This window comes from Natribaculum luteum, assembly GCF_023008545.1.
GTDB classification, from domain to species: domain Archaea; phylum Halobacteriota; class Halobacteria; order Halobacteriales; family Natrialbaceae; genus Natribaculum; species Natribaculum luteum.
This window is the reverse complement of the sequence record NZ_CP095397.1, coordinates 1,884,104-1,907,582: the sequence shown is the minus strand read 5'-3', so window position 1 is coordinate 1,907,582 and position 23,479 is coordinate 1,884,104. Positions and strand designations below refer to the sequence as shown.

25 protein-coding genes are annotated in these 23,479 nt (G+C 66.0%); 11 read left to right on the top strand and 14 right to left on the bottom strand.

Going from position 1 to position 23,479, the window contains the following annotated elements:
* Positions 1–39: 39 nt before the first annotated feature.
* The 3 genes from MU558_RS09815 to MU558_RS09805 all read left to right on the top strand — a co-directional run bounded on the left by MU558_RS09815 (position 40) and on the right by MU558_RS09805 (position 3,219).
* Positions 40–1,377 carry a tRNA pseudouridine(54/55) synthase Pus10 gene (locus MU558_RS09815; protein ID WP_246966015.1) on the top strand — a complete coding sequence of 446 codons (1,338 nt, stop codon included), beginning with the start codon at positions 40–42 and terminating at the stop codon, positions 1,375–1,377.
* 130 nt (positions 1,378–1,507) lie between these two features.
* Entirely contained in the window at positions 1,508–2,161 is a 654-nt protein-coding gene (gene rnhB, locus MU558_RS09810) for a ribonuclease HII (RefSeq protein ID WP_246966013.1), read from the top strand.
* A gap of 53 nt (positions 2,162–2,214) precedes the next feature.
* Positions 2,215–3,219 carry a sodium:calcium antiporter gene (locus tag MU558_RS09805; protein WP_246966011.1) on the top strand — a complete coding sequence of 335 codons (1,005 nt, stop codon included), beginning with the start codon at positions 2,215–2,217 and terminating at the stop codon, positions 3,217–3,219.
* Positions 3,220–3,274: 55 nt separating this feature from the next.
* Here MU558_RS09805 and MU558_RS09800 read toward each other — a convergent pair whose 3' ends face one another.
* Together MU558_RS09800 and secF are read right to left on the bottom strand one after the other, a co-directional pair.
* A complete protein-coding gene (locus tag MU558_RS09800; RefSeq protein ID WP_322987015.1) occupies positions 3,275–4,903 on the bottom strand; it encodes a preprotein translocase subunit SecD in 1,629 nt (542 codons plus the stop codon).
* Positions 4,900–5,781, bottom strand: a complete 882-nt coding sequence (secF, locus tag MU558_RS09795; protein ID WP_246966009.1) for a protein translocase subunit SecF — start codon at positions 5,779–5,781, stop codon at positions 4,900–4,902. Before secF ends, MU558_RS09800 begins: the two co-directional genes overlap by 4 nt.
* A 120-nt stretch (positions 5,782–5,901) precedes the next feature.
* On the opposite strand from secF, the gene MU558_RS09790 reads away from it, so the two are divergent.
* Positions 5,902–6,243 (top strand): DUF7968 family protein, encoded by a 342-nt coding sequence (locus MU558_RS09790; RefSeq protein WP_246966007.1) that lies wholly within the window; start codon positions 5,902–5,904, stop codon positions 6,241–6,243.
* Between the two features lie 116 nt (positions 6,244–6,359).
* On the opposite strand, the gene MU558_RS09785 is transcribed toward MU558_RS09790, so the two are convergent.
* Both MU558_RS09785 and MU558_RS09780 read right to left on the bottom strand, forming a co-directional pair.
* The gene (locus MU558_RS09785) at positions 6,360–6,833 is read right to left on the bottom strand and encodes a DUF5812 family protein (protein ID WP_246966005.1); all 474 of its coding nucleotides are present in this window, start codon (positions 6,831–6,833) and stop codon (positions 6,360–6,362) included.
* A gap of 50 nt (positions 6,834–6,883) precedes the next feature.
* Positions 6,884–7,405 (bottom strand): DUF8056 family protein, encoded by a 522-nt coding sequence (locus MU558_RS09780; RefSeq protein WP_246966003.1) that lies wholly within the window; start codon positions 7,403–7,405, stop codon positions 6,884–6,886.
* 102 nt (positions 7,406–7,507) lie between these two features.
* On the opposite strand from MU558_RS09780, the gene MU558_RS09775 reads away from it, so the two are divergent.
* Both MU558_RS09775 and MU558_RS09770 read left to right on the top strand, forming a co-directional pair.
* A complete protein-coding gene (locus MU558_RS09775; protein ID WP_246966001.1) occupies positions 7,508–8,803 on the top strand; it encodes a glucose-6-phosphate isomerase in 1,296 nt (431 codons plus the stop codon).
* A 58-nt stretch (positions 8,804–8,861) separates the two neighbouring features.
* On the top strand, positions 8,862–9,983 hold the full coding sequence (locus MU558_RS09770; protein WP_246965999.1) for a CPBP family intramembrane glutamic endopeptidase: 1,122 nt from the start codon (positions 8,862–8,864) through the stop codon (positions 9,981–9,983).
* Between the two features lie 60 nt (positions 9,984–10,043).
* Here the strand turns inward: MU558_RS09770 and MU558_RS09765 are convergent, their stop codons facing one another.
* Both MU558_RS09765 and MU558_RS09760 read right to left on the bottom strand, forming a co-directional pair.
* A complete protein-coding gene (locus tag MU558_RS09765) occupies positions 10,044–10,502 on the bottom strand; it encodes an NOB1 family endonuclease (protein WP_246965997.1) in 459 nt (152 codons plus the stop codon).
* A 4-nt stretch (positions 10,503–10,506) separates the two neighbouring features.
* A complete protein-coding gene (locus tag MU558_RS09760) occupies positions 10,507–10,752 on the bottom strand; it encodes a PRC-barrel domain-containing protein (protein WP_246965995.1) in 246 nt (81 codons plus the stop codon).
* A gap of 176 nt (positions 10,753–10,928) precedes the next feature.
* On the opposite strand from MU558_RS09760, the gene infB reads away from it, so the two are divergent.
* Entirely contained in the window at positions 10,929–12,728 is a 1,800-nt protein-coding gene (infB, locus tag MU558_RS09755; RefSeq protein WP_246965993.1) for a translation initiation factor IF-2, read from the top strand.
* Between the two features lie 162 nt (positions 12,729–12,890).
* On the opposite strand, the gene MU558_RS09750 is transcribed toward infB, so the two are convergent.
* The 3 genes from MU558_RS09750 to MU558_RS09740 form a co-directional block, all read right to left on the bottom strand.
* Entirely contained in the window at positions 12,891–13,289 is a 399-nt protein-coding gene (locus MU558_RS09750) for a DUF5811 family protein (RefSeq protein WP_246965991.1), read from the bottom strand.
* Between the two features lie 69 nt (positions 13,290–13,358).
* Complete coding sequence (locus MU558_RS09745; RefSeq protein WP_246965990.1) at positions 13,359–13,838, bottom strand: pyruvoyl-dependent arginine decarboxylase; 480 nt, start codon at positions 13,836–13,838, stop codon at positions 13,359–13,361.
* A 198-nt stretch (positions 13,839–14,036) separates the two neighbouring features.
* Entirely contained in the window at positions 14,037–14,774 is a 738-nt protein-coding gene (locus MU558_RS09740; protein WP_246965988.1) for a SagB/ThcOx family dehydrogenase, read from the bottom strand.
* A gap of 503 nt (positions 14,775–15,277) precedes the next feature.
* Between MU558_RS09740 and MU558_RS09735 the strand changes: the two genes are divergently transcribed.
* A complete protein-coding gene (locus tag MU558_RS09735) occupies positions 15,278–15,439 on the top strand; it encodes a hypothetical protein (RefSeq protein WP_246965986.1) in 162 nt (53 codons plus the stop codon).
* Positions 15,440–15,792: 353 nt separating this feature from the next.
* Positions 15,793–15,969, top strand: a complete 177-nt coding sequence (locus MU558_RS09730; RefSeq protein ID WP_246965984.1) for a hypothetical protein — start codon at positions 15,793–15,795, stop codon at positions 15,967–15,969.
* A gap of 276 nt (positions 15,970–16,245) precedes the next feature.
* Here the strand turns inward: MU558_RS09730 and MU558_RS23530 are convergent, their stop codons facing one another.
* From MU558_RS23530 to pan2, 3 genes are all read right to left on the bottom strand, one after another.
* Positions 16,246–16,446, bottom strand: coding sequence for a DUF6199 family natural product biosynthesis protein (locus MU558_RS23530; RefSeq protein WP_486641998.1), 201 nt, complete (start codon positions 16,444–16,446; stop codon positions 16,246–16,248).
* Positions 16,447–16,493: 47 nt separating this feature from the next.
* Positions 16,494–16,874 (bottom strand): hypothetical protein, encoded by a 381-nt coding sequence (locus MU558_RS09725; RefSeq protein WP_246965982.1) that lies wholly within the window; start codon positions 16,872–16,874, stop codon positions 16,494–16,496.
* 108 nt (positions 16,875–16,982) lie between these two features.
* Positions 16,983–18,212 (bottom strand): proteasome-activating nucleotidase Pan2, encoded by a 1,230-nt coding sequence (pan2, locus tag MU558_RS09720; protein WP_246965981.1) that lies wholly within the window; start codon positions 18,210–18,212, stop codon positions 16,983–16,985.
* A gap of 215 nt (positions 18,213–18,427) precedes the next feature.
* On the opposite strand from pan2, the gene MU558_RS09715 reads away from it, so the two are divergent.
* A complete protein-coding gene (locus tag MU558_RS09715) occupies positions 18,428–19,792 on the top strand; it encodes a hypothetical protein (protein ID WP_246965979.1) in 1,365 nt (454 codons plus the stop codon).
* A gap of 160 nt (positions 19,793–19,952) precedes the next feature.
* On the opposite strand, the gene pepF is transcribed toward MU558_RS09715, so the two are convergent.
* The gene (pepF, locus tag MU558_RS09710; RefSeq protein ID WP_246965978.1) at positions 19,953–21,743 is read right to left on the bottom strand and encodes an oligoendopeptidase F; all 1,791 of its coding nucleotides are present in this window, start codon (positions 21,741–21,743) and stop codon (positions 19,953–19,955) included.
* 89 nt (positions 21,744–21,832) lie between these two features.
* Here pepF and MU558_RS09705 point away from each other — a divergent pair, with 89 nt between their 5' ends.
* Positions 21,833–23,209 carry a M28 family metallopeptidase gene (locus MU558_RS09705; protein ID WP_246965973.1) on the top strand — a complete coding sequence of 459 codons (1,377 nt, stop codon included), beginning with the start codon at positions 21,833–21,835 and terminating at the stop codon, positions 23,207–23,209.
* Positions 23,210–23,220: 11 nt separating this feature from the next.
* Here the strand turns inward: MU558_RS09705 and MU558_RS09700 are convergent, their stop codons facing one another.
* A complete protein-coding gene (locus tag MU558_RS09700) occupies positions 23,221–23,457 on the bottom strand; it encodes a hypothetical protein (protein ID WP_246965972.1) in 237 nt (78 codons plus the stop codon).
* Positions 23,458–23,479: the final 22 nt, after the last annotated feature.

The following is a 23,479-nucleotide window of genomic DNA, read 5'->3' as shown; positions in this document are numbered from 1 at the left end:
AGGAAAGCGTGTTACCGTCGGCGCACCGAGTGGACGGAAATGACGCTCACCGAGGACGTCCGTGCGCTGCTGGCGACGGGCCCCGTCTGCGACTCGTGTCTCGGCCGTCCGTTCGCCGAACGGAGTTTCGGACTCACGAACGCCGAACGCGGCCGGGCGCTGCGGACGACCGTCGCGTTAGAAGACGACGAACCGTTCGAGTCGGACGACCCCGCCGACTGCTGGGTCTGTGAGGGGTACTGTGGCACGTTCGACGCGCTCGCCGATACCGTCGTCGACGAACTCGAGGGCGTCGACTTCGACACCTATCAGGTCGGCAGCCGCGTGCCGCCGCTGGTCGAGGAAAACGAGCGCCTGCTGCGCGAGGACGCCGGCCTCGAGGAGGACGCCGGCGAGTCGATGAAACGCGAGGTCAACCGCGAGGTGGGTCGTCGCATCGGCGCGAAGACGGGCGCGGACGTCGAGTTCGAACGCCCGGACGTCCTCGCCGTCGTCGACCTCGAGGCGTTCGACCCCCTCGAGGCGATCGAAGAGGGGACGGTCACGGGCCACGCGGTGGACGTCCGGGTCAATCCAGCGTTCGTCTACGGTCGCTACCGCAAACTCGAGCGGGACGTTCCGCAGACGGAGTGGCCCTGCCGGGAGTGTGGCGGCAGCGGCGTTCAGCTGGGTGACGAAGGCGAAGAGCCCTGCGACTACTGCGACGGCACAGGTTACATGTACGAGACGAGCGTCGAGCAGGTCGTTCGACCCCACGTCGTCGCGGCGATGGCCGGCGACGAGGGGACCTTCCACGGGGCGGGTCGCGAGGACGTCGACGCCCGCATGCTCGGCGAGGGACGACCGTTCGTCCTCGAGGTCAAGCGTCCGAAAGAGCGCAGTCCCGACGTCGACGAACTCGAGCGCGAGATCAACGACGCCGCCAACGGTGCAGTCGAAGTCGAGGGCCTCCGGCTGGCGACCTACGAGATGGTCGAGCGCGTCAAAGAACACGACGCGAGCAAACGCTACCGCGCGGACGTCGAGTTCGACGAGCCCGTCGACGACGCGGCGTTCGAGGACGCACTCACCGAGCTAGACGGCGCGACCGTCGAACAGTACACGCCCCAGCGCGTCGACCACCGGCGAGCGAACCTCACCCGTACCCGGACCGTCCACGAGATCGACGGAGAGTTACTCGAGCCCACGCGCGCGGAGGTCCGCGTCCACGGCGAAGGTGGACTCTACATCAAGGAGCTGATTAGCGGCGACGACGGCCGCACGGAGCCGAGTCTCGCCGGCCTGCTCGGCGTGGAAGCGGAGGTGACGGCCCTCGACGTGATCGGCGTCGAGGGCGAAGACGAACCGTTCGAACTCGAGGAGTATTTCAGAGACTGAGACGGTCTGCTGTGCCGATTTTCCGGTGCAACTGCAGGGCGGTCGCGGTTGCACCGGAAACGAGTCCGTACGAACCGAGCGGCCACGCGAGAGGGCAAGGGTTTTGCTCGCGGCGAGATCACTCGAGCGCATGGGACGTGTCGGCGTCGACGAGGCGGGCAAGGGACCGGTGTTCGGATCGATGTTCGCGGCTGCAGTCTACGTCACCGAGCGGAGCCACCTGCCCGACGGCATCGCCGACTCGAAGCGACTGTCGCCGACGCGCCGCGAGGAACTCGCCGCGACGATCCGTGCGGACGATCGCATCCGGATCGGCGTCGCCGAGGTCCCGACGGCCCGGATCGACGACCCGGCGACGGACATGAACGCGCTGACGGTCGACGCACACGCACGGGCGATCGACGACGCCGTCGACGGCTGCGCGGAGACGATCCGTGGACTCTGTGACGCCTGCGACACCGACGCCGATCGGTTCGCCCGACGGGTCGCCGACGCCTGCCGGACGGACGTCGACATCGAGGCGCGCCACGGTGCCGACGACGACTCGAAACTCGTCGGGGCGGCGAGCATCGTCGCCAAGGTCGAACGCGACGCCCACGTCGCCGCCATCGCTGCGGAGTACGGCGACGTCGGTAGCGGCTACCCCGGCGACCGGACCACCCGCGAGTTCCTCGAGCAGTACGTCGCCGATCACGGCGAGTTACCACCCTTCGCCCGCCGGTCGTGGTCGACCTGCGACGACGTCCTCGCGACGGCCGAGCAGACCGGCCTCGATCAGTTCTAGAATCGCCGGCGTACGGCGACTCTTTTATGTCCCGTCCGAAACGACGGGACGTCATGATCGAGGTCCTCGCGCTCCTCGGGTTGGCAGTCGTCGGAACCGGCGTCGTCTGGAAGGGCAGCGTCTGGCTCGAGGATGCCGCCGACCGCATCGCGACGGGTTACGGCGTCCCGGGCGTCGTCCAGGGGGCGATCATCGCCGCCGTCGGCTCGAGTATGCCCGAACTGGTGAGCGTCCTGCTCGCCACGTTGCTCCACGGCGAGTTCGAACTCGGCATCGGGGCCATCGTCGGCTCTGCGGTGTTCAACCTCCTCGTCATCCCGGGTGTCGTGGTACTGGTCGGCGGCCAGATGGAGACGAGCCGGAGCCTGGTGTACAAGGAGGCGCTGTTCTACATGCTCGCGGTCGCCGTCCTCTTGCTTACGTTCTCGCTCGCGGTCATCTACAACCCCACCGAGAACGGTCTCCTCCAGGGAACGATGACGCGCCCGCTGGCGCTATTCCCGCTCGCGCTGTACGGCCTCTACGTGTTCACGCAGTACCTGGACACCACGGAAGACGAGGATCGGTCGATCGACGGCGTCGGCGTTCGGACCTGGCTGTGGTTCGGGGTCGGTCTCGTCGTCATCGTCGTCGGCGTCGAAGCGCTCGTGCGCTCTGCGATCGGCCTCGGCGAGGCGTTCGACACGCCGACGTTCCTGTGGGGGATGGTCGTCGTCGCCGCCGGCTCGAGCGTCCCGGACGCGTTCGTCAGCATCGCGGCGGCCAGAGCCGACCGGCCCGGCGTCAGCCTCGCGAACGTCCTCGGAAGCAACGTCTTCGACCTGCTCGTGGCCGTTCCACTCGGCGTCATCGCGGCTGGCGCGCTGCCGATCACGTTCGAACACGTCGTCCCGATGATGGGGTTTCTGGTCCTCTCGACGGTCGTCTTCTTCACCGCCATGCGCACGGAGATGCTACTCTCGCGACCCGAAGCACTGCTATTGCTGGTGCTGTACGGCCTGTTCGTGGTGTGGATCTTCGCGGAGAGCATCGGCGCGACGACCGTCATTCCGACGTGAGCGTCGGCTCGCCACTCGAGCGAGGTGAAAACCAGGAGATGAAATCGGCCGGCAGCTACTTCTCGCCGGTCAGCAGGTACCGCAGGATGTCACCGTAGGCGGGGCGGGTGACGAGCACGCCGACCAGCACGCCGAGGATGGTGATGATCGCGAATCCGCGAAGGTCGCCCAGGCTCAACACGGCCAGCGGCGAGAGGGCGATGATGGTCGTCGCCGCGGCCGCACCGATGACCCAGAACGCCTTCCGGAACCGCGACTGGAAGACCCGTCTCGAGTTGACGTCGCCTTCGGACATCACCTCGTCGGCGATGATGATGAGGTCGTCGACCCCCGTCCCGATGACGGCGACGAACCCGGCGATGTGCGAGAGGTCGAGTGGCATCCGGATGGCGGCGGCGAAGCCGAGCAGGATGACGACCTCCGACAGCGCGGTGACGATCATCGGCGAGGCGACGCGGACGTCCGTGTATCGCAGGTAGACGACGCCGCTGACGGTGAGCACTGCGAGCACGCCGATGAAAAGCGAGTAGAGCTTGAAGTCGTCGGCGAGCGCGGGCTGGATCGAGTACGTCTGGGAGCTCTCGAAGTCGAGCGGCGCGCGGAGGCTGCCGGCCTGCAGGTTGACCGAGAGCGACTGTGCCTCCTGCTGGGTGGGCGTGATCATCTGGAACTGCGGGCTGTTCTCCCACTCCCCGCGGTCCATGCTCTGGCCGAGGTCGCGACTCATGCTGTGTGCATCGACGACCTCGTCGTCGACGACCGTCGTGAGACAGTAGTTGGGCTGTGCCTGCTCGAAGTCGATCTCGCCGGTTTCGGGATCCTTGATGCCACAGTTTTGCATCCCCTCTGCGCTCGTGAACCCGAACTCTTTCATCTGCTGTTGGTACTCCGGTGCTTTCTGGTCCGACACCGTGACGGGCACGTAGTGGTAGCCCTCGCGCTGGTTGTACGACGCCGCGCCGATCGTATCGAAGTCGTCGCGAACGAGAACGGTCTCGTTGACCTGCGTCCCGTTTTCGGGATAGTGTGCGACGACCTCGACGACGCCACGCTCGGAGAGCAGCGTCCGAAGCTCCTGGGACGTCATGTCGGGTACCTGGACGACGATGAAGTATTCGCCACCGAGCGTCTCTTCGGTCGTCACCCGACCGCCGGAGAGACCGGCCTCGTTTACCTTCGTCTCGATCGTCCGGACGATCTCCTCTCGAGTCGTCTTCGTGACGCCGTCTCGGACGTCGTCTTCGGTCGCGTCGACGTCTGCTTCCTGAAGGGCGGCGGCGAACTCCGCGTGCGTGACGTTGTCGGAGTCGACGAACACCTCGGCAGTGTAGCTTCCACTCTCCTCGTCGTAGCGGACGATGGCGTCTTCCGGATCGACGCCGAGTTCGTCGTACAGCGTCCGTTCGACGGTCGCCGTCTGGCCGGAGTCGATCTCGAGGTCCTCCGCGGTCATGCCGACGACGGGCGCGCTGAGACGCGTCCCGCCGTCGAGGCCGAGACCGTACTGGAGGTTGGTCAGTCCGGCCGCGTCGGTCTCGTTCGTTGTAGTGTCGTTCGCGGCGGCAGCGATGCTGTCGTCGGCGAAGATGCCGCCCGGGATGAACAGCGCGACGAGCGCAGCGCCGACGAAGACGACGAGCAAGAGCACGCGCCAGTAGTTCTTGACGAACGCGATCGGGTTCATCGGTTCACCCCCTCGAACTTGTACCAGCGAAGCAGGCTAAGGTTCAACATGTACGTGTTCATCAGGTCGGCAGCGAGACCGACGAAGAGGATGACGCCGATCGACGCGAGCAGGTCGATACCGAACGCGTACGCCGAGATTGCCATGACCAGCATCGCGGCCATCGACGTCAGCGTCATCGTGACGCCAGTCTGCATCGCACGGTAGGTGCTCTCGTAGAAGTCACCGCCCCGTCGCAGGACGTGGTTGTTCAACAGGATGTCCGAGTCGACCGAGTATCCGATCAGCATCAACAGCGCGGCGACAGTGCCAAGCGAGAGCGGGATGCCCGCGACGTTCATGAACGCGAGCGGAATGACGAGGTCCGAGAACGCCGAGATGACGATGGCGATCGACGGGACGAACGTCCGAAAGAGCAAGAACGCGATGAGGCTCATCCCGACGAACGCGACCGCGATCCCGAGCAGCGCCGTCTGGCGGGCCTGCGAGCCGAAACTCGCCGAGGTTGAGGAGACCGACTGGACGACCCCGTCGCTTCCCGCCGCTGGCTCGAGTTTCGACTCGGCCTGGTCGCGCAGCGTTTCCTGGTCGGTCGAGGTGAACTGGACGATGTACTGGTCGTCCGCCGCCTGGACCGCCTGGATGGACGCTGGCTCCTCGTCGAACGCGGCCGCAATGTCCGCTCTATCCGTCGACGTCTCGATCGTCAACTCGGTACCGCCAGTGAAGTCGATCCCGGCGTCGACTGGCGTCCCAAACGCCACGAACCAGCCGGCCAGGATGAGCAACGCGACGGCGAGAACCGCGAGCGGGACCGCCGCGAGCTGGCGATTTGTGTACCGGGTGTAGTCGATCTCCGGTACGTCGAAGTACCCCATATACGCGAGCACTTGCGGGCGGATCAAGTAAGCCTTCTCAATTCGTGGCGTTTCAGGACGAACGCAACGAACGAACCGAGCCGCACTATCCCTTTAGTTCTCGAGTGCGTACCCCCGCGTATGGAATCCGCACCCGAACGAACGGCTGGCGACGTCGCGACGCGCGTCGTCCTCTCCTACCCCGAAGACCTCTCGAGGTGGGGCCGGTTCCAGGTCGAGAAACCGTCGTTTCAGGCGTTCTTGCGAAAGACACGAGACGAGGCCCGCGAGGGTGACGTCTGGGAGGAATTCGTCGGCGTCGGCTGCTGTGGGAACACGTTAGACGTGCCGCTGCGCGTCGAGCGCGTCGAGGGCGGGCCGCGAGTCGGCGGGGAGACGGCGATCGAGTACGACGTCCGTGAAGCCTGCGACCTGCAGGGGAGCTGGCGCGTCCAGAGCGAGGGCGGGCCGAGCCGCGCCTGATCAGATCGTACTACCGGACAACAGTCGGTACATACTCGATCGCGTCTCGACGGCTGTCGCCGCTGGCGAGAGCGTCTCGAGTGCGATCGACGGCTGAACCGTATTGTCCGGCAGTATCAGTCCGGCAGGTAGCGGACGCTCAACACGCCATCCCCACATGAGCGGCGCACCTCCACGCGAACGACGTCGAGCCTGGCCGCCCGCGCGACCGTCTCGAGGTCCTCGAGGACGTCCGCTGCGGCGTCGTCGACTTCCTCGGATGGCACCGACAGGACGTGGATCTCGCCGGTGCCGGCCCGCTCGGTGCGGACGAGGTCGCCGACCTCGGCGTCGGCTGCGGCGTCTTTCGACGCGACCGTCGGCTCCAGGTCGCTGTCGACCACCTCGACCTGCCGCCGCGAGGCCACCTCGATCACCTGCCAGGTGACCTCGAGCGGCGGGTCGGGCGCGACAGTCGCCTCGAGGACGTCGCGGACCTCGAGACCGGGGTTCGACGAGAGCGTGTGGATCTGTGCGGTGTCGACGTCGCGGACGACAGCGGAGTCGTCCTCCGCGTGCGTGACGACGAACGTGCCCGTCTTCTCGGTCATACACGAACGAAGGCCGTCGACGGCTTTCGGGGTTTCGTCTCGAGTCGGCGTCACCGGGAGAGACGATGGACGGCGTAGATCGACAGCGCGGCGAGGACGGGTGGAACGAGGCCGACGAGCGACGGCAGCCCGTACAGGGCCTCGACGACTGGTGTGAGCGGGCCCGTGACCTCGACTTGCTGTGCTGGCGGTGTCGAAACGATGAGTCCGACGTAGATCGAACAGATGAACGCGAAGCCAGCGAGCGCGAGGCGGCGGTCGTACCGGGTGTCGTGGCCGACGTCTCGCCGGTGTCGGCGTGCGACGAACAGGATCGGGGCGAGAATCGGCATGACGGTCAACAGTCCGACGACGACGACGAACGACCGCGAGAGCGACAGCGTCGCCGACGTGTCGACGGTCTGTCCGATGAAGACGACGAGCGAGAGCAGAAAGACGAGCGAGAGCAAGAGCGCGAGCACCGCGCCGACGACGGCGTACAGCTTGAACAGCCGCGAGTCGCTTCGCCGAAACGCGTACGGGACCGCACCGAAGACTCCCCTGTAGGCGTCGGTGTCGACTGCCTCGCTCATTGCCCGACGTTGGCAGTCGGCCCGAATAAGCGATGCGATACCGTCCGCCGTCGACGAGTGCGTGACGGAACGTCTTTACTCCCAGCAGTCGGCCACTGGCACATGGACGTCGACATCGGAAACGCACTCTCGCCGGTCGCGACGCCGGGCGTCTCGCGCGAGTCGCTCGAGCGACTTGACGAACGGGTCGCGTCGGCACACGAACGTATCGAGTCAGGCCGTGCCGACGGCGAACACGGCTACGCCGCGTTGAACCTCCCAGAACGGACCGACCCGGACGAAATCCGGGCGGCCGTCGACCCCGTCGGTGACGCCGACGCGCTGATCACCGTCGGCATCGGCGGCAGCGCCCTCGGCGCGGCGACGATCACCGACGCCCTGGGGTCGGACACCGAGACCGTCTTCCTCGACAACGTCGACCCCGAGTGGGTCTCGACGCGTCTCGAGGCGCTCCCGCTCGAGTCGACGGCGGTAAACGTCGTCTCCCGGTCGGGGACGACCGCCGAGACGCTCGCGAACTTCCTCGTCGTCCGCGAGGCGTTCGAAGACGCGGGCGTCGACTGGACCGAGCGGGCGATCGTCACGACCGGCGAGTCCGGTCCGCTGGCGGACCTCTCCGAGCGCCACGACCTGCCCCGGCTCGCGGTCCCCGACGGCGTCCCCGGCCGGTTCTCGGCACTCTCGGCGGTCGGCATGGTCGCCGCCGCTGTCTGCGGGGCCGACCTCGAGGCGCTGCTCGACGGTGCACGCGCAGAATCGGAGACGCTCGCGGGATCGCTGTTCGAGTGTCCAGCCTACGCCTACGGCGCGACGACGTACGCGCTCGACCAGCGCGGCGCGTCCGCGAACGCGATGATGCCCTACGCGGAGTCGCTCGAGACCTACGCCGAGTGGTTCGCCCAGCTGTGGGCCGAGAGTCTCGGCAAGGACGACCTCGGGCAGACGCCGATCCGGGCGCTCGGCGCGACCGACCAGCACTCCCAGCTCCAGCTCTACCGGGCCGGTCCGCGGGACAAACTCGTCACCTTCGTCACGCCCCGCGAGCGCGAGGATCGCGCGATTCCCCACACCGACGTCGACGAACTCGCCTACCTCGGCGACTCGACGCTCGGCGAACTGCTCGAGGCGGAGTTCGAGGCGACCGAGGCGAGCCTCGCCGCCACCGGCCTGCCGAACGTCCGGGTCGAACTCGAGCGCGTCGACGAGTACGAACTCGGCGGCCTGCTGTACGGCATGGAGGCGGCCTGCGTGCTGGCGGGCGAACTCTACGGCGTGAACGCCTTCGACCAGCCCGCCGTCGAGTGGGCGAAGAAGGCCACGCGGGGGCTGCTCGGCGGCGGCGAGTTCGAGGAGGCCGACGCCGTCTCGGAAAAGCGGATGCTTCGCGTCGAGCGCTGACGACGACGACGCGTTCCGCATGCGATGACGCTTTGGGGCTACAGTCGAAAGGTCACGTATGGGTGAGACAGCACAGGTCGACGACGGCAGCCAACTCGAGTTCGACGCCGTCTCCGCGGTCGGGACCGCCCTCTCCGGGATCGCGATGGCCGGACTCCTCGTCCCGGTTCGACAGGGCATCGACGATCCCGTCGTGTTGGCCGCGCTCGCGCTCGCCGTCGTCGCTCTCGGCGTCTTCCTCGGCCGTCGACACGGCAGCCTCGAGCGGTCGACCGGCGCGCCGATCGCCGCCGTCGCCAGCCTCACCGTCCTCCTCCTCTCGGGGTACGCGCTGAACCAGGGCGTGACCGGGAGCGTCGGGCTGCCGGCCGTCTCGGGCTCGTTCCCGCTGGTTCTCGCGGCGTTTCTCGCGGCCGGCGGTGCCGTCGGAATGGCGGTCGCCGACTACACCGGCATCTCGAGTGGCGGGCTGAAACGGCGGACGGCCGCGACGGCCAGTCTGGCACTTCTCGGCGTCGTGGGGTTGCTCTCGACGTACCTGGTCATGTTCGCGGTGGCGGCTCCCGTCTACCTGTTCGTCGACGAACTCTCACAGGTACTGCTCACTGCGTTGAGTCAGATCAGCATGGCGATCAGCACGGCGATCGTCGCCGTTGGCTACCTCCGCCTGTCGGGGAAAGACCTCTCGTTTATCGACCTGCGGATGCCGACAAAACGGGACGTCGGCTGGGTCGTCGGTGGCATCGTCGTCCTGTTTGGAACGCTGTACGGGATCAGTTTGTTCCTGCAACTCGTCGGCGTCGAGAACGCAGACCACGGCACGACCGAACAGGCCGCACAGAATCCCGAAATTCTACTCGTGCTCGTGCCGGCGGCGATCCTGATCATCGGTCCGTTCGAGGAACTGCTCTACCGGAACGTGATCCAGAAGTCGCTGTACGACGTCTTCTCGCGCGGTGGCGCGATCGTCGTCGGGAGCGTCATCTTCGCGTCCGTCCACACCCTCGCCTACGGCACCGCCGGCATCGGTGCCGTCGTCGCCAGCCTCGGCGTCATCTTCGGGCTCTCGCTCGTGCTCGCGACCATCTACGAGCGGACCGAGAACCTCCTCGTGCCGGCGGCCGTCCACGGCGTCTACAACGCGCTGTTGTTCGCGAACCTCTACGTCACGTCCGTCTGATCAGTGGTCGCTCGAGAGAAGACGACCCGGCTTGGCCGGGCCGATTACGTCACTGCACCGTCACTGCGGATTCTTGCGCGCGAGGTCGGAACCGCAGATTGGACACCGATCTTTTTCCTCGTCGAACTCCCGGCCACAGCCCTGACACTGGAACCGCCAGTCGCGCTGTTCGGTGATCCCCTCGCGGGCGATGAACTCGACGTCGACGTCGAGTTTCTCCGCGACGTTTTGCATCGCGTAGTCGTCCGTGACGAGGACGCCGTCGAGTTCGAACGCCGTGGCGATCAGGCGAACGTCGGTGTCCGAGAGCACCTCGAGGTCGCCGGACTCCCGTGCCGCCCGGCGGACCTTCTCGGTGGCGTCGTCGTTCGGGATGTGGATGTGCATGCCCGATCCCTCCATCGCGTCGTAGCGATAGGCGCTCTCGTCTTCGAGTTCTTCGCGGACGAGTGGAATCGTCGCAGTCTGTTCTGTCGTGTGATAGTCGTGGATAAAAGCCGACGAGTCGAGAACGTACATACCGTTACCGTTGAACGACGATGTAATCTTTCACCGCCTGCACGTGTCTGACAGGAACGAGAAAGCGGCCGGTCTCGTCGCGGTCGAAGTCGACCGATCGAGCCGGTAGTTCCTCGTCCGGTTCGACGACGAGGTCGTGGAGTTTGCCGGATTTGAGATCCATCGTGATGTTGTAGAGCAGTCCGAGCTCGGTGCCGTCGGACCCCATGACGGCCTTACCCGAGAGGTTCTCGGCGAGTATGTCACTCATGCGTTTTCGTACTTACTAATCAGTATTAAACGCCACGGGCTGTCTGACGCGGGACCGACGCTGTCGTGGGCGGCCCGTAGTGTAGACTCGATCGGGGACGGAGTACAGGGGCGTGACGATGGGTTTAACTGCTGGCCAACAGACAGTCCAACAAAGACCTTCTCGGGTGGTTCATCATGTCGGACACGGACACGCGCGACCCCACATCTCTCAGAACGCCGATCGTCGCCGTCCTCGGACACGTCGATCACGGTAAGACGAGTCTCCTCGACAAGATCCGCGGCTCCGCGGTCATCGAGGGCGAAGCAGGCGCCATCACCCAGCACATTGGCGCTACCGCAGTCCCACTCGAGGTGATCTCGGGGATCGCGGGCGAACTGGTCGATCCCGACGACTTCGACCTGCCCGGCCTGCTCTTTATCGACACGCCAGGGCACCACTCCTTTACGACGCTTCGCTCTCGAGGTGGCGCACTCGCCGACATCGCCATCCTGGTCGTCGACGTCAACGACGGCTTCCAGCCACAGACGATCGAGGCGCTGGACATCCTCCGGCGCACCCAGACGCCGTTTATCGTCGCGGCGAACAAGATCGACACGGTCCCCGGCTGGAATCCGAACGAGGATACCCCGATCAAACCGACCTACGAGTCACAGTCCGACCGCGTCCGGTCCGACGTCGACACGAACCTCTACGAGATTATCGGCAACTTGAGCGACGAGGGCTTCTCCGCCGACCTCTACTGGCGCGTCCAGAACTTCCAGCGCAACGTCGGCGTCGTCCCGGTGTCGGCGATGACCGGCGAGGGCGTCCCGGACCTGCTTGCCGTCATGATGGGACTGTCCCAGCGGTACATGAAAGAGGAGATGGAGATCGACGTGTCGGGTCCCGGCGTCGGGACCGTCCTCGAGGTCAAAGAGGAGAAAGGCTTCGGGACGACGATCGACACGGTGCTGTACGACGGCACGATCCGCGCCGACGACACGATCGTCGTCGGTGGCATGAACGAACCGATCGTCACCGACGTCCGCGCACTGCTCCAGCCCCGCCCGCTCGCCGAGATCCGCACCGAGAGTCGCTTCGAGAAAGTCGACGAGGTCTCCGCCGCCGCAGGGATCAAGGTCGCCGCCCCGGATCTGGCGGACGCGATGGCCGGCGCACCCGTCCGCGTCGTCCGCGACCGCGACCTCGAGGACGTCATCATGGAGGTCGAGGCAGAACTCGCAGACATTGCCGTCGATACCGACGAGGAAGGCGTCGTCGTCAAAGCCGACACGCTGGGCAGCCTCGAGGCGATGGCCGACGCCCTGGAGGAGGCAGAGGTGCCGATCGTCCGCGCCGAGGTCGGCGACGTCGCCCCGCGTGACGTCTCCGTGGCCTCGACCGCCGACGACCACAAACAGCGCGCCATCCTGGGGTTCAACGTCGACGTTCTCGCCGACGCGAAACAGCGAGCCGAAATCGACGACGTCCGCCTCTTTACCGACGACGTCATCTACCAGCTCATCGAGGAGTACGAGGAGTTCGTCGAGGAAATCGAGCGCGCACAGCAGGACACCATCCTCGAGAACATCACCCGGCCCGCACGCTTCCGGATCCTGCCGGATCACGTCTTCCGCCAGAACGACCCCGCCGTCGTCGGCGTCGAGGTCAACTCCGGGACGCTCCAGAACAACACGTTCGTCGTCAAGTGGGAGGGCAACGAACCCGAACGCGTCGGCCAGGTCAAGGGCATCCAGGAACAGGGCGAAGACGTCGACGAGGCCCGCGCGGGCGAGCGCGTCTCCGTCGCCATCGACGGCCCCACCGTCGGCCGCCAGATCGAGGAAGGGGAAGAACTCTGGACCGAGATTCCCGAAAAACACGCGAAGATCCTAGAGCAGGAACTGACCGAGGAGATCCCCGGCGACGAACTCGAGGCGCTGAACATGTACCTCGAGAAACAGCGCAAGCGCGACCCCTTCTGGGGGAAGTGAGACCTCGCCTCGATAGTTACGACGTTCTCGCCGTCTCGTCTCGCGTTCGCCTCGAGTCGTGACGCCATCGGTCGGACCGCAGTGTGACGATCACGGTCGAACGCGTCACAACTCGCGGTGCTGTCTCCCGGTCGAGAGAGGTCGCTGAAAATCGTCGTTTCGTTACCGTGCCGTCGGCGTCACGCCCTGGTTGATCGCCTGTTTGACCTGCAACGCCGCGCTGGCAGCTAGCCCACGGGCGACCTCGTCGCGCTCGTCGGCCGTGATGATCTCCTCGGGAGTCTCGCCGACCTCGAGTTCGGGCGAGAAGCCGGCACTGACCGGGTGGCCGATCGGCGGCTGGACGGCGACCGTCACCTGCGGTCCAGAGACGCCCTGCGAGATTTCGGAGTCGACGACGTACTCGCTGGGCAGGAACTCTCGCGTGCGGGCGGCGATACGCGAGACGTCACGATGGAGCGTTCGTTTCTGGTCGCGAGAGAGGTCCGGAATATCCGCCGCGGTCCGGTGACCAGCCTGCGTCACACCCGGCAGCCCTGCGTACGGCGTGTTCCCGTTCATGAGAATTCGTTATCCTGGATAGTGGATGCGCTCGTAAAAAGGGTTCGGCTCGTGGTACTCGGTAGACAATCACATAATCGGCTCGCTCTCGCCGTAGACCGCCAGGACGACGGCCGTCGTGTACGTACCGGGTTCGGCCTCGGCGGTCTCGACGCGCACTCGAGGCTCGCCAAGCGGCCAGTCCCGGAGGTCGCCGCCGGCGGCGAGTCCCTCGCGAACGCGCGTCTCGACGTCCGCGGCGTCGATCTCGCCGGCAGCCTCGTAGAACAGTCCCGGCCCGCCGTCGGTCGACTGCACCCAGCCGAGGGCCGCGCTCACGCTGCTCGGGCCGGCGGCCGTCGCTCGAGCCTCGACGACCGTCAGCCGTTCCCCGGCGGGGCCGAGGTCGGGCGCGGTGCCGACGGCCTCGACGTCGGTCTCGGCGGGAACGACGGACGAGACGGCGACGAGATTGTAGTTCTCGACGCCCGCGTCGGCGAGTGCGGCGTCGTAGGAGGCCATCTTCGTCGGCGCGGACGCCGACCCCCAGACGACTCGAATCGTGCTCATGTCCGTCCGTCGGGGACCGCCGGCGTAAGGCCTTGCGATTCGCTCTCTCGTTCGTTTCCTCGCTGCTGGCGACAGTCGCCGAGACGCGATCGAGTCGTCCAGACTATCGTCCGATAGTATCGTACGAACCGCCGTACGGCCGTCCCGCAGCGACCGCCCGAACGTGGTCGCTGCGGACAAGCGGGACAGCAGACCGTATCAGGCCCTCGCTCCGACCGGATAGATGTAAAGCGGTCGGCAGTCGGGCGAAGCGTCGACGAGGGTCCGCACCCGACGGTCGCGGAACGAACCGATCGCGACCGTCGAGAGGTCCAGTGCCTCCGCCTGCAGGTACAGGTTCTCCCCAACGTGTCCGGCCTCCATCGGGACGTATCGAAGCCGGCCACGTTCACCGTACTCGCGAGTGGTGCGCTCGTCGACGGCGCAGATCACGACATCGATGGCCGCTCGTCCGACCGGCTCCTGACCGACTGCAGCCGCTCGCAACTCGGCTTGCACGTTCCCTCGAGCGGACAGCGCGAGGTCGTGTGGCTCGGGTCGATACCGATACACACCGGCGTCGAGACCGTCGACGCCGGGGTCCCCCACGACGACGTACACCTCGAGCGGATACCGGGCTCCCGCACTCGGCGCTGCCCGATACCCGCTCTCGGGATCGGTGATACCCTGCACCGCCCAGAGCAACTGTGAGAGTTCTCGTCGCGTGATCGGGGTGGCAGCGTACTCGCGTCTCGAGCGGCGGTTCGCGATCGCCCGTTCGACAGCGACGTCGCCGTCGGTCTCGGGCGGGGGCAAAGACACGGTTTCGATACCCTCCCGGACTTGGAGTGGACTGTCGTCGCGGGCGCTGGCGTTCCCCCGGCCGAGCAGCAGTGACACGATACCGGCCGCGAGCCCGGACACCGTGGTCCGCCTCAACAGTCGTCTGAGAGTCATACGATAGCATACGGCAAATCAACTGAAAGCCTTTGGCCGACGGCACTTCGGCTGCGTTCCGGCGGACGACCGACGGCCCGGTCTTCGTCTCGTGTTTCGATCGTGTCGAGAAATCGTGTCGTCACTCGAGAGGTCGAACGGCGACACTCGAGGCGGCGACGATAGCGCCAGCAGCAACGACGTCTGGGTCGGGCGGTGACCGTGATCGATCCGCGATGGTACCGACGGTGACGACCGCCGAGCGGTGAAATCGACCGCCGAGCAGTATCTTCTCTCGCAACTGGACAGTAGATTTATCTCCCTACAGGTCAACGATCAGAACGGAAATCGCGCTCCGGGAGGCACGCGAACCGACGCGTGCCGGACGGGTGTACGTCCGAGATGCGGCAGTCGCTGAAGCCGCGTCCGGAGTCGTCTCGACGAGAAGAACCGTCTCGAACGACCGACGATCACTACCGAACCACGATGTCAAACGCGAGCACGTTCAGCGCTGGAGGGCCTCGATGAACGAGTCGACCGACTCGGAGTCGGTTTCGTCGTCCCTGCCAGAGTGTCCACGCTGTGGCACACCCGTCGCAAACGTGACGATCACGGGACCGATGGACCAGTACGCCAGTCCCTGTGGCTGTCGAATCCATCTGGGCGAACTCGAGTCGGACGACTGACCGCCTCGAGCGGGACTCGTACGGAGACTGCTACTCGAGCAGGCGCGAATCGATCACCTCGACTCGAGCCCCCGGGCCCACCGTCGAACGTACCGCACAGCAATAGCTTCCCGCGCCGGGACAGTAGATTTATCTCCCTACAGGTCAACGACTAGAACGGAAGCCACGCGCTACAGGACACGAAACGAAGTGTCCCGGGTGCTGTGACACCCGAGACGTGGCTTCCAAACCCATGCAGGGGTTTCGAAAGCCATGCTCGGATTCGTCCTGACGGGACATAAACGTCTCGCACGGCCGACGTATCGCAGTCACGCACCGACACTGACGGGTCGATCTCGAGTTGGAGGGCGTCGATGAGCGGGTCGATCGATTCCGAGTCGGTCGACTCGGAGTCGAGCCCGGAATCGTTCCCGCCGTGTCCACGCTGTGACACGCCGGTCGCGGACGTGACGACCGTCGGTCCGACAGCGCAGTACGCCCGTTCCTGTGGCTGTCGAATCCCCGTGGGTGCGCTCGAATCGAGCGACTGACCACTCGAGGGCGGTCACGACCACCACCATCCACCATTCGAGGCCTCGCTCCTCGAGTTTTCGTTCTAGACGAGGGCATCATAGAAGGCTTCCCACGGCGTTGGGTACACTCACTTCCATGGTGAAATAGCCGATATGTACGTATGCGTATTGACCGCCAGCGGTTCTGGCAATTCTGAGAGATGTTCTAAGCGCCGTGCAAGATGTACAGCGCATATCTTGCTACGGAACTTCACGGTCGAGAGTAAATCTGCTGGAGTCGTATTGGTGATTAAGTCAATAAAACGGTGACGTGATGATAAACAGAATACCAACAGCCATAAGAAAGATTCCACGGATTCGATATGGGGTCTTTCCGGCTTCAGTCAGTCCATTGTCACCCGACGTAAACGGAAAATTGTGTATTTGGAATCCAGATTGCGGATCTTGATAAAAAACCCACCCGAAAAACGTGAGTACAATCCCGATGAATAACATCACAAAATTGATCATACCTGATTAGATACTTTGAGGACTAATCAGAGCTACGGTTGGTTATTTAGTCTACTGCAGACATCCTCTACACCTTGCACTACACTTCTGATGGGATTCAGAGAGGTTAGTAGCTGTCCCGCCATGTGATTGACCTGTATTGATCGAATTAGGGTCCGACAGCGTCGGTGCGAGAGCCGTTCGATGGCAGCTTCTCTAGACGGAACGCGAGTGAACAGCGGGTACTCGCCGACGGCCTCCTCGACGATTTCGATCTCCTCGTCGATCAGACAGTCCAGTTCGGAGATGATCTCGTCGATAAGCGCGTCGGTTGCCTCGATCTCTTCTTCGAGTTCGTCGGCCCGTGCCATGGTCTCGAGGCCGTCCCGGACGTCCTCGACGGCGGGTGGGGTGAGGTTTCGGAGTCGGTCCACGAGCGGGCTGATCTTGGCGGGATTGTGTCGTCCGGCAGGTAGCGGTCAGCCGAGCGTCAGAAACCACGCACCCTCGAGAAAACGGAGTCGAAGTCCAGAGGAGAGAGGTTACTGGTAGAAGTACCCCGCCGAGGAGATCACGTCGCTGCCGTCGTCGTCCTCGATCTTCTCGAGTGCGTTCTCGAAGTCCTCCGTGCGGACGTCGGTGCGGCCGTCGCGGATCGCGAACATGCCGGCTTCGGTGGCGACGCTCTCGATCTCGGCCCCGCTGTAGCCGTCGGTCTCCTCGGCGAGTGCGCCGAAGTCGACGGTCTCGTCGACGTTCATGCCCCGGGTGTGGATCCCGAAGATCTGCTCGCGGCCCTCCCTGTTGGGTTCGGGCACTTCGATGAGGCGATCGAATCGACCCGGACGCAGGATGGCGCGGTCGAGCATGTCGAAGCGGTTGGTCGCGGCGATGATGCGGACCTCGCCGCGGGCCTCGAAGCCGTCCATCTCGGAGAGCAGTTGCATCATCGTCCGCTGGACCTCGGCGTCGCCGGAGGTTTTCGAGTCGGTCCGACGGGAGGCGATGGCGTCGATCTCGTCGATGAAGATGATGGCGGGCTCGCGTTCGCGGGCCAACTCGAAGAGGTCGCGGACGAGTCGCGACCCTTCGCCGATGAACTTGCGGACGAGTTCCGAGCCGGCCATCTTGATGAACGTGGCGTCGGTCTGGTTGGCGACGGCCTTCGCGAGCATCGTCTTCCCGGTGCCCGGCGGGCCGTAGAGCAAGACGCCACTCGGCGGTTCGATACCGACCTCCTCGAACAGTTCGGGCTGGGAAAGTGGCTGTTCGACGGCCTCGCGCACCTCGCGGATCTGCTGGTCGATCCCGCCGATGTCCTCGTAGCCGACCGACGGGCTCTCGTCGATCTCCATCGACTGCGCGCGGGCGTCGGTCTCGGCGCTGAGGATCGTCTGAATGCCAAAGGAGTCGTTGACCGCGACGCGGTCGCCGGCCTCGAGTCGGTCGCGCATCCGCGGAGCGACCTCGGTCAGCACCTCCTGGTTGTTGCCGTGTTGTTTGACGACGACCTCGTCGTCGACGACGTCTTCGACCGTCGCGATGTACAGCGAGGAGCTCTTCAGCGCCTCGTTCTCGCGTTCGATTCGGTCGACCTTCTCGTGGAGGGAGCGGCGTCGCTGTTCGGCGGCTTCGAGCTGTTCGGACAGCTGATCGTGGACGTCCACGATGTCGTAAAAGTGAGCGCGAAGCGCCTCGAGCCGCTCGTCGTCCGGCATGTCCGGATCGATCTCGCGGCTGGGACGGTCGGGGAGAGACGGACTTCGAGACATCCTGATATAGGCGCTAAGTCGCGGATCATAAATGTGCCTTTGGGTCCCGGACGGATTGTAGGTCACGAAGGCGATACGTCGGCCGAGAGATCGGTCAGACGAACGTACGAGGCGGACGCCACGCCGATCGCAACGGGGAACGCCGCCACCGCCAGTGACACGCCCCCACCGTCAGTGTAGAAAAAGTACATGTTGGTGCGTCGTGACGACGGTGTATGGTCACGCGTCGCCGCTGCGTCGTCCTCGCCTGTCTCGTCGTCGTCGCCCTGTTCGGTGCGGTCGCACCGGGCGACGCCATGCCACCGCCGCGGCCGCTCTGTGACGCGTGTGGCGAGACCTTCGAGGCGACCGCCCAGGCCTACGGCGTCGACCTCGCCGTCGAGCGAAGCACCGCGACGGTGTCCATCCAGGAGAACGGGAGCGCGACCTGGGTCGTCCGCAACCACCTCGAGGACGCACGCGGCGTCGAGGTCGAGCGGCTTCGCTCGAACGCCACCCTCCGGATGCGGATCGCCGACAGGGCGATGTGGGATACAGACGCCGTCGACGCGACGGTCTCCCCGGCGGGGGTCCTGACGATGCGCTATCGCGAGGTCGACTTCGCCGAGCCGTCGATCGGCGGGACGCTCAGATCGGGCGAGTTCACCAGGGAGTACGGCTATCGAAATCTCGACGGGCTCGGTGCGGACCGACTCGTTGTCGTCGCACCGAACGGGAGTCGCGTCGGACGAACCGTCCCCGGTGCGACGGTGTCGGACGATGGCCGACGGATGACGCTCACGCGACTCGAGACGGGCAGGTTCGTCACGTTCGTCCCGCGTGACGCCACACTTGGCCCCCTGTGGAGCGCACTCGCCGTCGGGTCGGTCGTCGCCCCGGTGGTCGCGCTGAACGCGCTCGTCTCGATCGTCCTCCCGACGGCGGTGGTCACGCTCCTGGTCGCCGTCGGTAGCGGCGTGCTCTCGCGACTCGAGCGGGACTGGATCGCCGAACTCGAACCCGGACGCGTTCGGGACGCGCTGGGAGCGAGACCGGAACCGAAAGTCGCTCTGGCCGGCGTGGGTGCGCTCGCGCTGCTCGCGGGTGTTGGACTGTTACTGTTCGGTGGGTACGCTGCGCCGCTGTTCGGCATCGGCGTCGCCGTCGCGGTGCTCGGGGCGGCGCTTGGCCGGCCGTCCGTTCGCGAGCGCGTGACATATCGAGCGCTCGTCGCCGGGGCGGCGTTCGGGGCGGCCCTCGCCGTCGGCGTGACGATCGCCATCGCCGTCGGGATCACCCAGAAACGGCTCCACTACGCGCTGCTCTCGAGTCTGCCGGCGCTCGTTCCCATCTTCGTGCTGCTCCCCGCGGGCTACGCGGCCGGCCGGGGGAACCGCCTGCTCACTGCGGGGACGGTCGCCGTCGGATTCGTGCTCGCGGTCGCACCGCTCGCGTCGTTTACGTCGCCGATGGTCGGGGGTGGGTTCGTCTCCGCCCCCGTTCTCGTCCTCGGCGCTGCGATCTACGCGATCGGAATCGTCGTCGTCGGCACGCCGCTTCTCGTCGCGGGGGCGTCGCTCGCACCCGCGGACGCCCACTGATACGGACCCCCGTTCGTCCGTGCTGCAGCGACCGCGTCCCGTCGGGCGGGCGCTGCGGAAAAGCGGGACAGCAGACCGTACGAGAGACGGGTCCGTTACGGCCGAACGGGCGGTTCGGGTCTCCGCTTTCCGGCGGTCGACGGCCGACGAAAACGCCGGATCAAACCAGCGACGCCAGCTGCTCGAGGCGCTGCCCGTAGGTGTCGAGCGCGCGCTCGATCGGGTCGGACGTGCTCATGTCGACGCCGGCGATCCGGAGGAGGTCGAGCGGGTACTCCCGCGAACCGCGCTGGAGGAACTCGCGGTAATCCGCGGCGGCCTCCTCGCCCTCCTCGAGAACGTCGTCGACGATAGCGAGCGCGGCAGAGATGCCCGTCGAGTACTGGTAGACGTAGAACGCCCGGTAGAAGTGGGGGATGCGCATCCACTCGCGGGCGATGCGGTCGTCGACGTCAGCGGGCTCGTAGTAGCGTTCCTTGAGGCCCTGGTAGAGGTCGTCGAGTCGGTCGGCGGTGAGCGGTTCGCCCGCCTCTTCGAGTTCGTGTGCCTCGTGTTCGAACTCCGCGAAGAGCGTCTGCCGGTAGAGCGTCGAGCGCACGCGCTCGAGGAACTCGTTCAGGACGTGACGGCGGAACTGCTCGTCGTCGACGGTCTCGAGCAGGTGGTCGGTCAGCAGCGCCTCGTTGACGGTGCTCGCGACCTCGGCGACGAAGATCTCGTAACTCGAGTAGACGAAAGGCTGTTCGTCTTTCGTCAACTCGGAGTGCATCGAGTGGCCGAGTTCGTGGGCCAGCGTGTACATCGAGGAGATGTCGTCCTGGTAGTTCATCAGGATAAAGGGCTGGGTGTCGTAGGTGCCACCGGAGTAGGCACCGGACTGCTTGCCGTCGTTCTCGTAGACGTCGACCCACCGGGATTCGAGGCCGTCGGCGACGCGAGACTGGTACTCCTCGCCGAGGGGGGCGAGCGCGTCGACGATGTGCTGGCGGGCGTCGTCGTAGGGGACGTCCGGCCCTTCGTCGCCGGTCAGCGGCATGTAGAGGTCCCACATCCGGAGTTCGTCGACGTCCAGTGCCTCGCGTTTGAGTTCGGCGTGGCGGTGAAGTTTGTCCAGGTTGTCGTCGACGGTCTCGACGAGCGTGTCGTAGACCTCGACGGGAACGTTGGGGCCGTCGAGTGCGGCCTCGCGGGCGGTGTCGTAGTTTCGCGCGCGGGCGAGTTTCACGTCGGCTTTGACGCTGTTCTTGTAGGAGGCGGCGACGGTGTTGCGGACCGACTCCCACTCGTCGAAGTAGGCCTCGTAGACGTGCTGGCGGAAGTCGCGGTCGGGGCGTTTGAGCAGGTTGACGAAGTTGCTCTGGGAGATCTCGACTGCCTCGCCGTCGGGGTCCTCGACCGTCGGGAACTCCATGTCGGCGTTCGAGAGCATGTTGTACACCTCGCCCGTCGCACCCGTGACCTCGCTCAAGTCAGCGAGCAGTGACTCGACTTCCGTCGACCGGGTGTGGGGTTTCATCCGCAACACGTCGTCGACGTAGTGGTCGTAGGTCTCGAGGTCCGATTCCGCCTCGAGCATCTCCTCGAACTCCTCGCGGGTCAGCGACTGGATCTCCGGTTCGACGAAGGAGGCGGCCGACTGGGCCTCGGCGGCCAGCGACTGGGCGCGGGCGGACATCGCCTGGTATTCCTGGTTCGTCGTGTCCTCGTCGCTTCGCATGCGGGCGTAGGAGGCGACCGTCGAGACCTCGCGCATGAGGTCGTCGCGAAGCTCGAGCACCTCGAGTAACGTCTCGGCGTCGTCGGTCGCCTGCCCCTCGTAGGCGGCGAGGTCCTCGATGCGCTCGGCGACCTCTTCGTAGGCCGCTTCCCAGTCCTCGTCGGTCGCGTAGATGCTCTCGAGATCCCACTTGTACTCCGCGTCGATCTCGGAACGGTCCGGTACGGAACTCATACTCGTGTTTCGAAACGCAACTGCTAAAGATTGCCGAACCCGGAATCGGGGAGACGGAGATTTTTGTCGGTTCCCGTCCGATACCGGCCATGAACCGCGACGACGACAGACCCGCCACGCTCGAGCGCGCGCTGGGGCGGGCGTGGTCGGACGACCGGGCGTGGAGGGTGCTAACGAGATTGACCGAACTCGAGAATCGGATGGGTGGCTCACCCGGCGAACGGCACGCGGCGGAGATCGTCGGCGACGCACTCGAGGCCGCTGGCGTCACCGACGTGCGAACGGACGAGTTCGCGATGCGCTACTGGGAGCGGGCGACGACCGAGTTCGCCGTCGTCGACCACGAGACCGAGGGCGGTGGTCGCGAGAGCGTCGAACGGTCGTTCGAGGCCATCGCGTTGCCGTACTCCGCGGCGGGTGACGTCGAGGGACCACTGGTCGACGTCGGCTACGGCACGCCCGAGGAGATCGAGGCAGCCGACGTGCGGGGGGCGATCGCGGTCGCGAGCACGACGACGCCGCCGGGGCAGCGGTTCGTCCACCGGATGGAGAAGTTCGGCCACGCCGCGGCGGCCGGCGCGGAGGCGTTCGTCTTCGGCAACCACGTCCCCGGCCAGCTTCCCCCGACCGGCGCGGTGCGCTTCGGTGACGAGGCCGCGATGCCCGGCGTCGGCGTGAGCGCGGAGACCCACGACTGGCTCTGTGAGTACGCCGACCGGGGCAGTCGCGCCCGCCTTCGGGTCGACGCGACGACGGCAGACGGCTCGAGCCAGAACGTCCACGGGACGGTCGGGCCAGACACGACCGACGAGATCCTCCTGCTCGCCCACTACGACGCCCACGACGTCGCCGAGGGCGCACTCGACAACGGCTGTGGCGTCGCCACGGTCGTCGCCGCCGCGTCGATCCTCGCCGCCCTCGAGGACGACCTCGCGTGTCGCGTCCGGATCGCCGGCGTCGGCTGCGAGGAGATCGGGCTGCTCGGTGCCGAGGCGCTGGCGGCGGCGGTCGACGAAGCGGACGTTCGCGCCGTCGTCAACGTCGACGGCGCGGGCCGGTTCCGGAATCTGCAGGCGTACAGCCACACCTCGGAGCCGCTCGCGGAGGCGGCCGAACGCGTGGGACGCGAGTACGGCCAGCCGGTCGTCCACGAGCCGGATCCACACCCGTTCAGCGACCACTGGCCGTTCCTCCGTACCGGCGTCCCGTCGCTGCAACTCCACAGCGAACCACCAGCAGGCGGCGAACGCGGCCGCGGCTGGGGACACACGGCGGCCGACACGCGGGACAAGGTCGATCCGCGAAATCTCCGCGAGCACGCGATGCTGACGGCGCTGCTGGTGTGGGAACTGGGTCGACTCGAGGTCCCCCGGATCGACGAGGACACGCTGCGAGCGGCGCTGCAAGAACAGGAGTACGAACCGGGAATGCGGGCGGCGGGGATCTGGCCCGAGTCGTGGGACTAGGCCGAGCGTCGCTACGTCTCGACGGCGACGGCCGTCCTGACGACTCGAGCGACCCCGAGGACGGCGACGAACGTGCCCGCGAGGACGAACCCCACGAAGAGGACGACGCCGAGGACGGTCGCACCGAACGCCGAGTGGGAGAGCAGCGGGTCGACGAATCGACTGCCGACGAAGACGACGAGCACCCCGGCGGCGATGCGGATCGCACCGCGCCAGTAGGCACCGTACTCCTCGGGTGACAGGTCCATGTCCCGACGTGTGTCGCGCGTC

Bases quoted from the DNA above. Each gene is read 5' to 3' on its own strand.
- MU558_RS09760 (WP_246965995.1), bottom strand. From the start codon at position 10,752: ATGAGTGACATACTCGCCGAGAACCTCTCGGGTAAGGCCGTCATGGGG.
- MU558_RS09770 (WP_246965999.1), top strand. From the start codon at position 8,862: ATGGGTGAGACAGCACAGGTCGACGACGGCAGCCAACTCGAGTTCGAC.
- MU558_RS09700 (WP_246965972.1), bottom strand. From the start codon at position 23,457: ATGGACCTGTCACCCGAGGAGTACGGTGCCTACTGGCGCGGTGCGATC.
- MU558_RS09765 (WP_246965997.1), bottom strand. From the start codon at position 10,502: ATGTACGTTCTCGACTCGTCGGCTTTTATCCACGACTATCACACGACA.
- MU558_RS09815 (WP_246966015.1), top strand. From the start codon at position 40: ATGACGCTCACCGAGGACGTCCGTGCGCTGCTGGCGACGGGCCCCGTC.
- MU558_RS09780 (WP_246966003.1), bottom strand. From the start codon at position 7,405: ATGAGCGAGGCAGTCGACACCGACGCCTACAGGGGAGTCTTCGGTGCG.
- pepF (WP_246965978.1), bottom strand. From the start codon at position 21,743: ATGAGTTCCGTACCGGACCGTTCCGAGATCGACGCGGAGTACAAGTGG.
- MU558_RS09775 (WP_246966001.1), top strand. From the start codon at position 7,508: ATGGACGTCGACATCGGAAACGCACTCTCGCCGGTCGCGACGCCGGGC.
- MU558_RS09785 (WP_246966005.1), bottom strand. From the start codon at position 6,833: ATGACCGAGAAGACGGGCACGTTCGTCGTCACGCACGCGGAGGACGAC.
- MU558_RS23530 (WP_486641998.1), bottom strand. From the start codon at position 16,446: ATGTTATTCATCGGGATTGTACTCACGTTTTTCGGGTGGGTTTTTTAT.
- MU558_RS09735 (WP_246965986.1), top strand. From the start codon at position 15,278: ATGAACGAGTCGACCGACTCGGAGTCGGTTTCGTCGTCCCTGCCAGAG.
- infB (WP_246965993.1), top strand. From the start codon at position 10,929: ATGTCGGACACGGACACGCGCGACCCCACATCTCTCAGAACGCCGATC.
- rnhB (WP_246966013.1), top strand. From the start codon at position 1,508: ATGGGACGTGTCGGCGTCGACGAGGCGGGCAAGGGACCGGTGTTCGGA.
- MU558_RS09745 (WP_246965990.1), bottom strand. From the start codon at position 13,838: ATGAGCACGATTCGAGTCGTCTGGGGGTCGGCGTCCGCGCCGACGAAG.
- MU558_RS09705 (WP_246965973.1), top strand. From the start codon at position 21,833: ATGAACCGCGACGACGACAGACCCGCCACGCTCGAGCGCGCGCTGGGG.
- MU558_RS09805 (WP_246966011.1), top strand. From the start codon at position 2,215: ATGATCGAGGTCCTCGCGCTCCTCGGGTTGGCAGTCGTCGGAACCGGC.
- MU558_RS09715 (WP_246965979.1), top strand. From the start codon at position 18,428: ATGGTCACGCGTCGCCGCTGCGTCGTCCTCGCCTGTCTCGTCGTCGTC.
- MU558_RS09750 (WP_246965991.1), bottom strand. From the start codon at position 13,289: ATGAACGGGAACACGCCGTACGCAGGGCTGCCGGGTGTGACGCAGGCT.
- pan2 (WP_246965981.1), bottom strand. From the start codon at position 18,212: ATGTCTCGAAGTCCGTCTCTCCCCGACCGTCCCAGCCGCGAGATCGAT.
- MU558_RS09730 (WP_246965984.1), top strand. From the start codon at position 15,793: ATGAGCGGGTCGATCGATTCCGAGTCGGTCGACTCGGAGTCGAGCCCG.
- MU558_RS09800 (WP_322987015.1), bottom strand. From the start codon at position 4,903: ATGAACCCGATCGCGTTCGTCAAGAACTACTGGCGCGTGCTCTTGCTC.
- MU558_RS09740 (WP_246965988.1), bottom strand. From the start codon at position 14,774: ATGACTCTCAGACGACTGTTGAGGCGGACCACGGTGTCCGGGCTCGCG.
- MU558_RS09790 (WP_246966007.1), top strand. From the start codon at position 5,902: ATGGAATCCGCACCCGAACGAACGGCTGGCGACGTCGCGACGCGCGTC.
- secF (WP_246966009.1), bottom strand. From the start codon at position 5,781: ATGGGGTACTTCGACGTACCGGAGATCGACTACACCCGGTACACAAAT.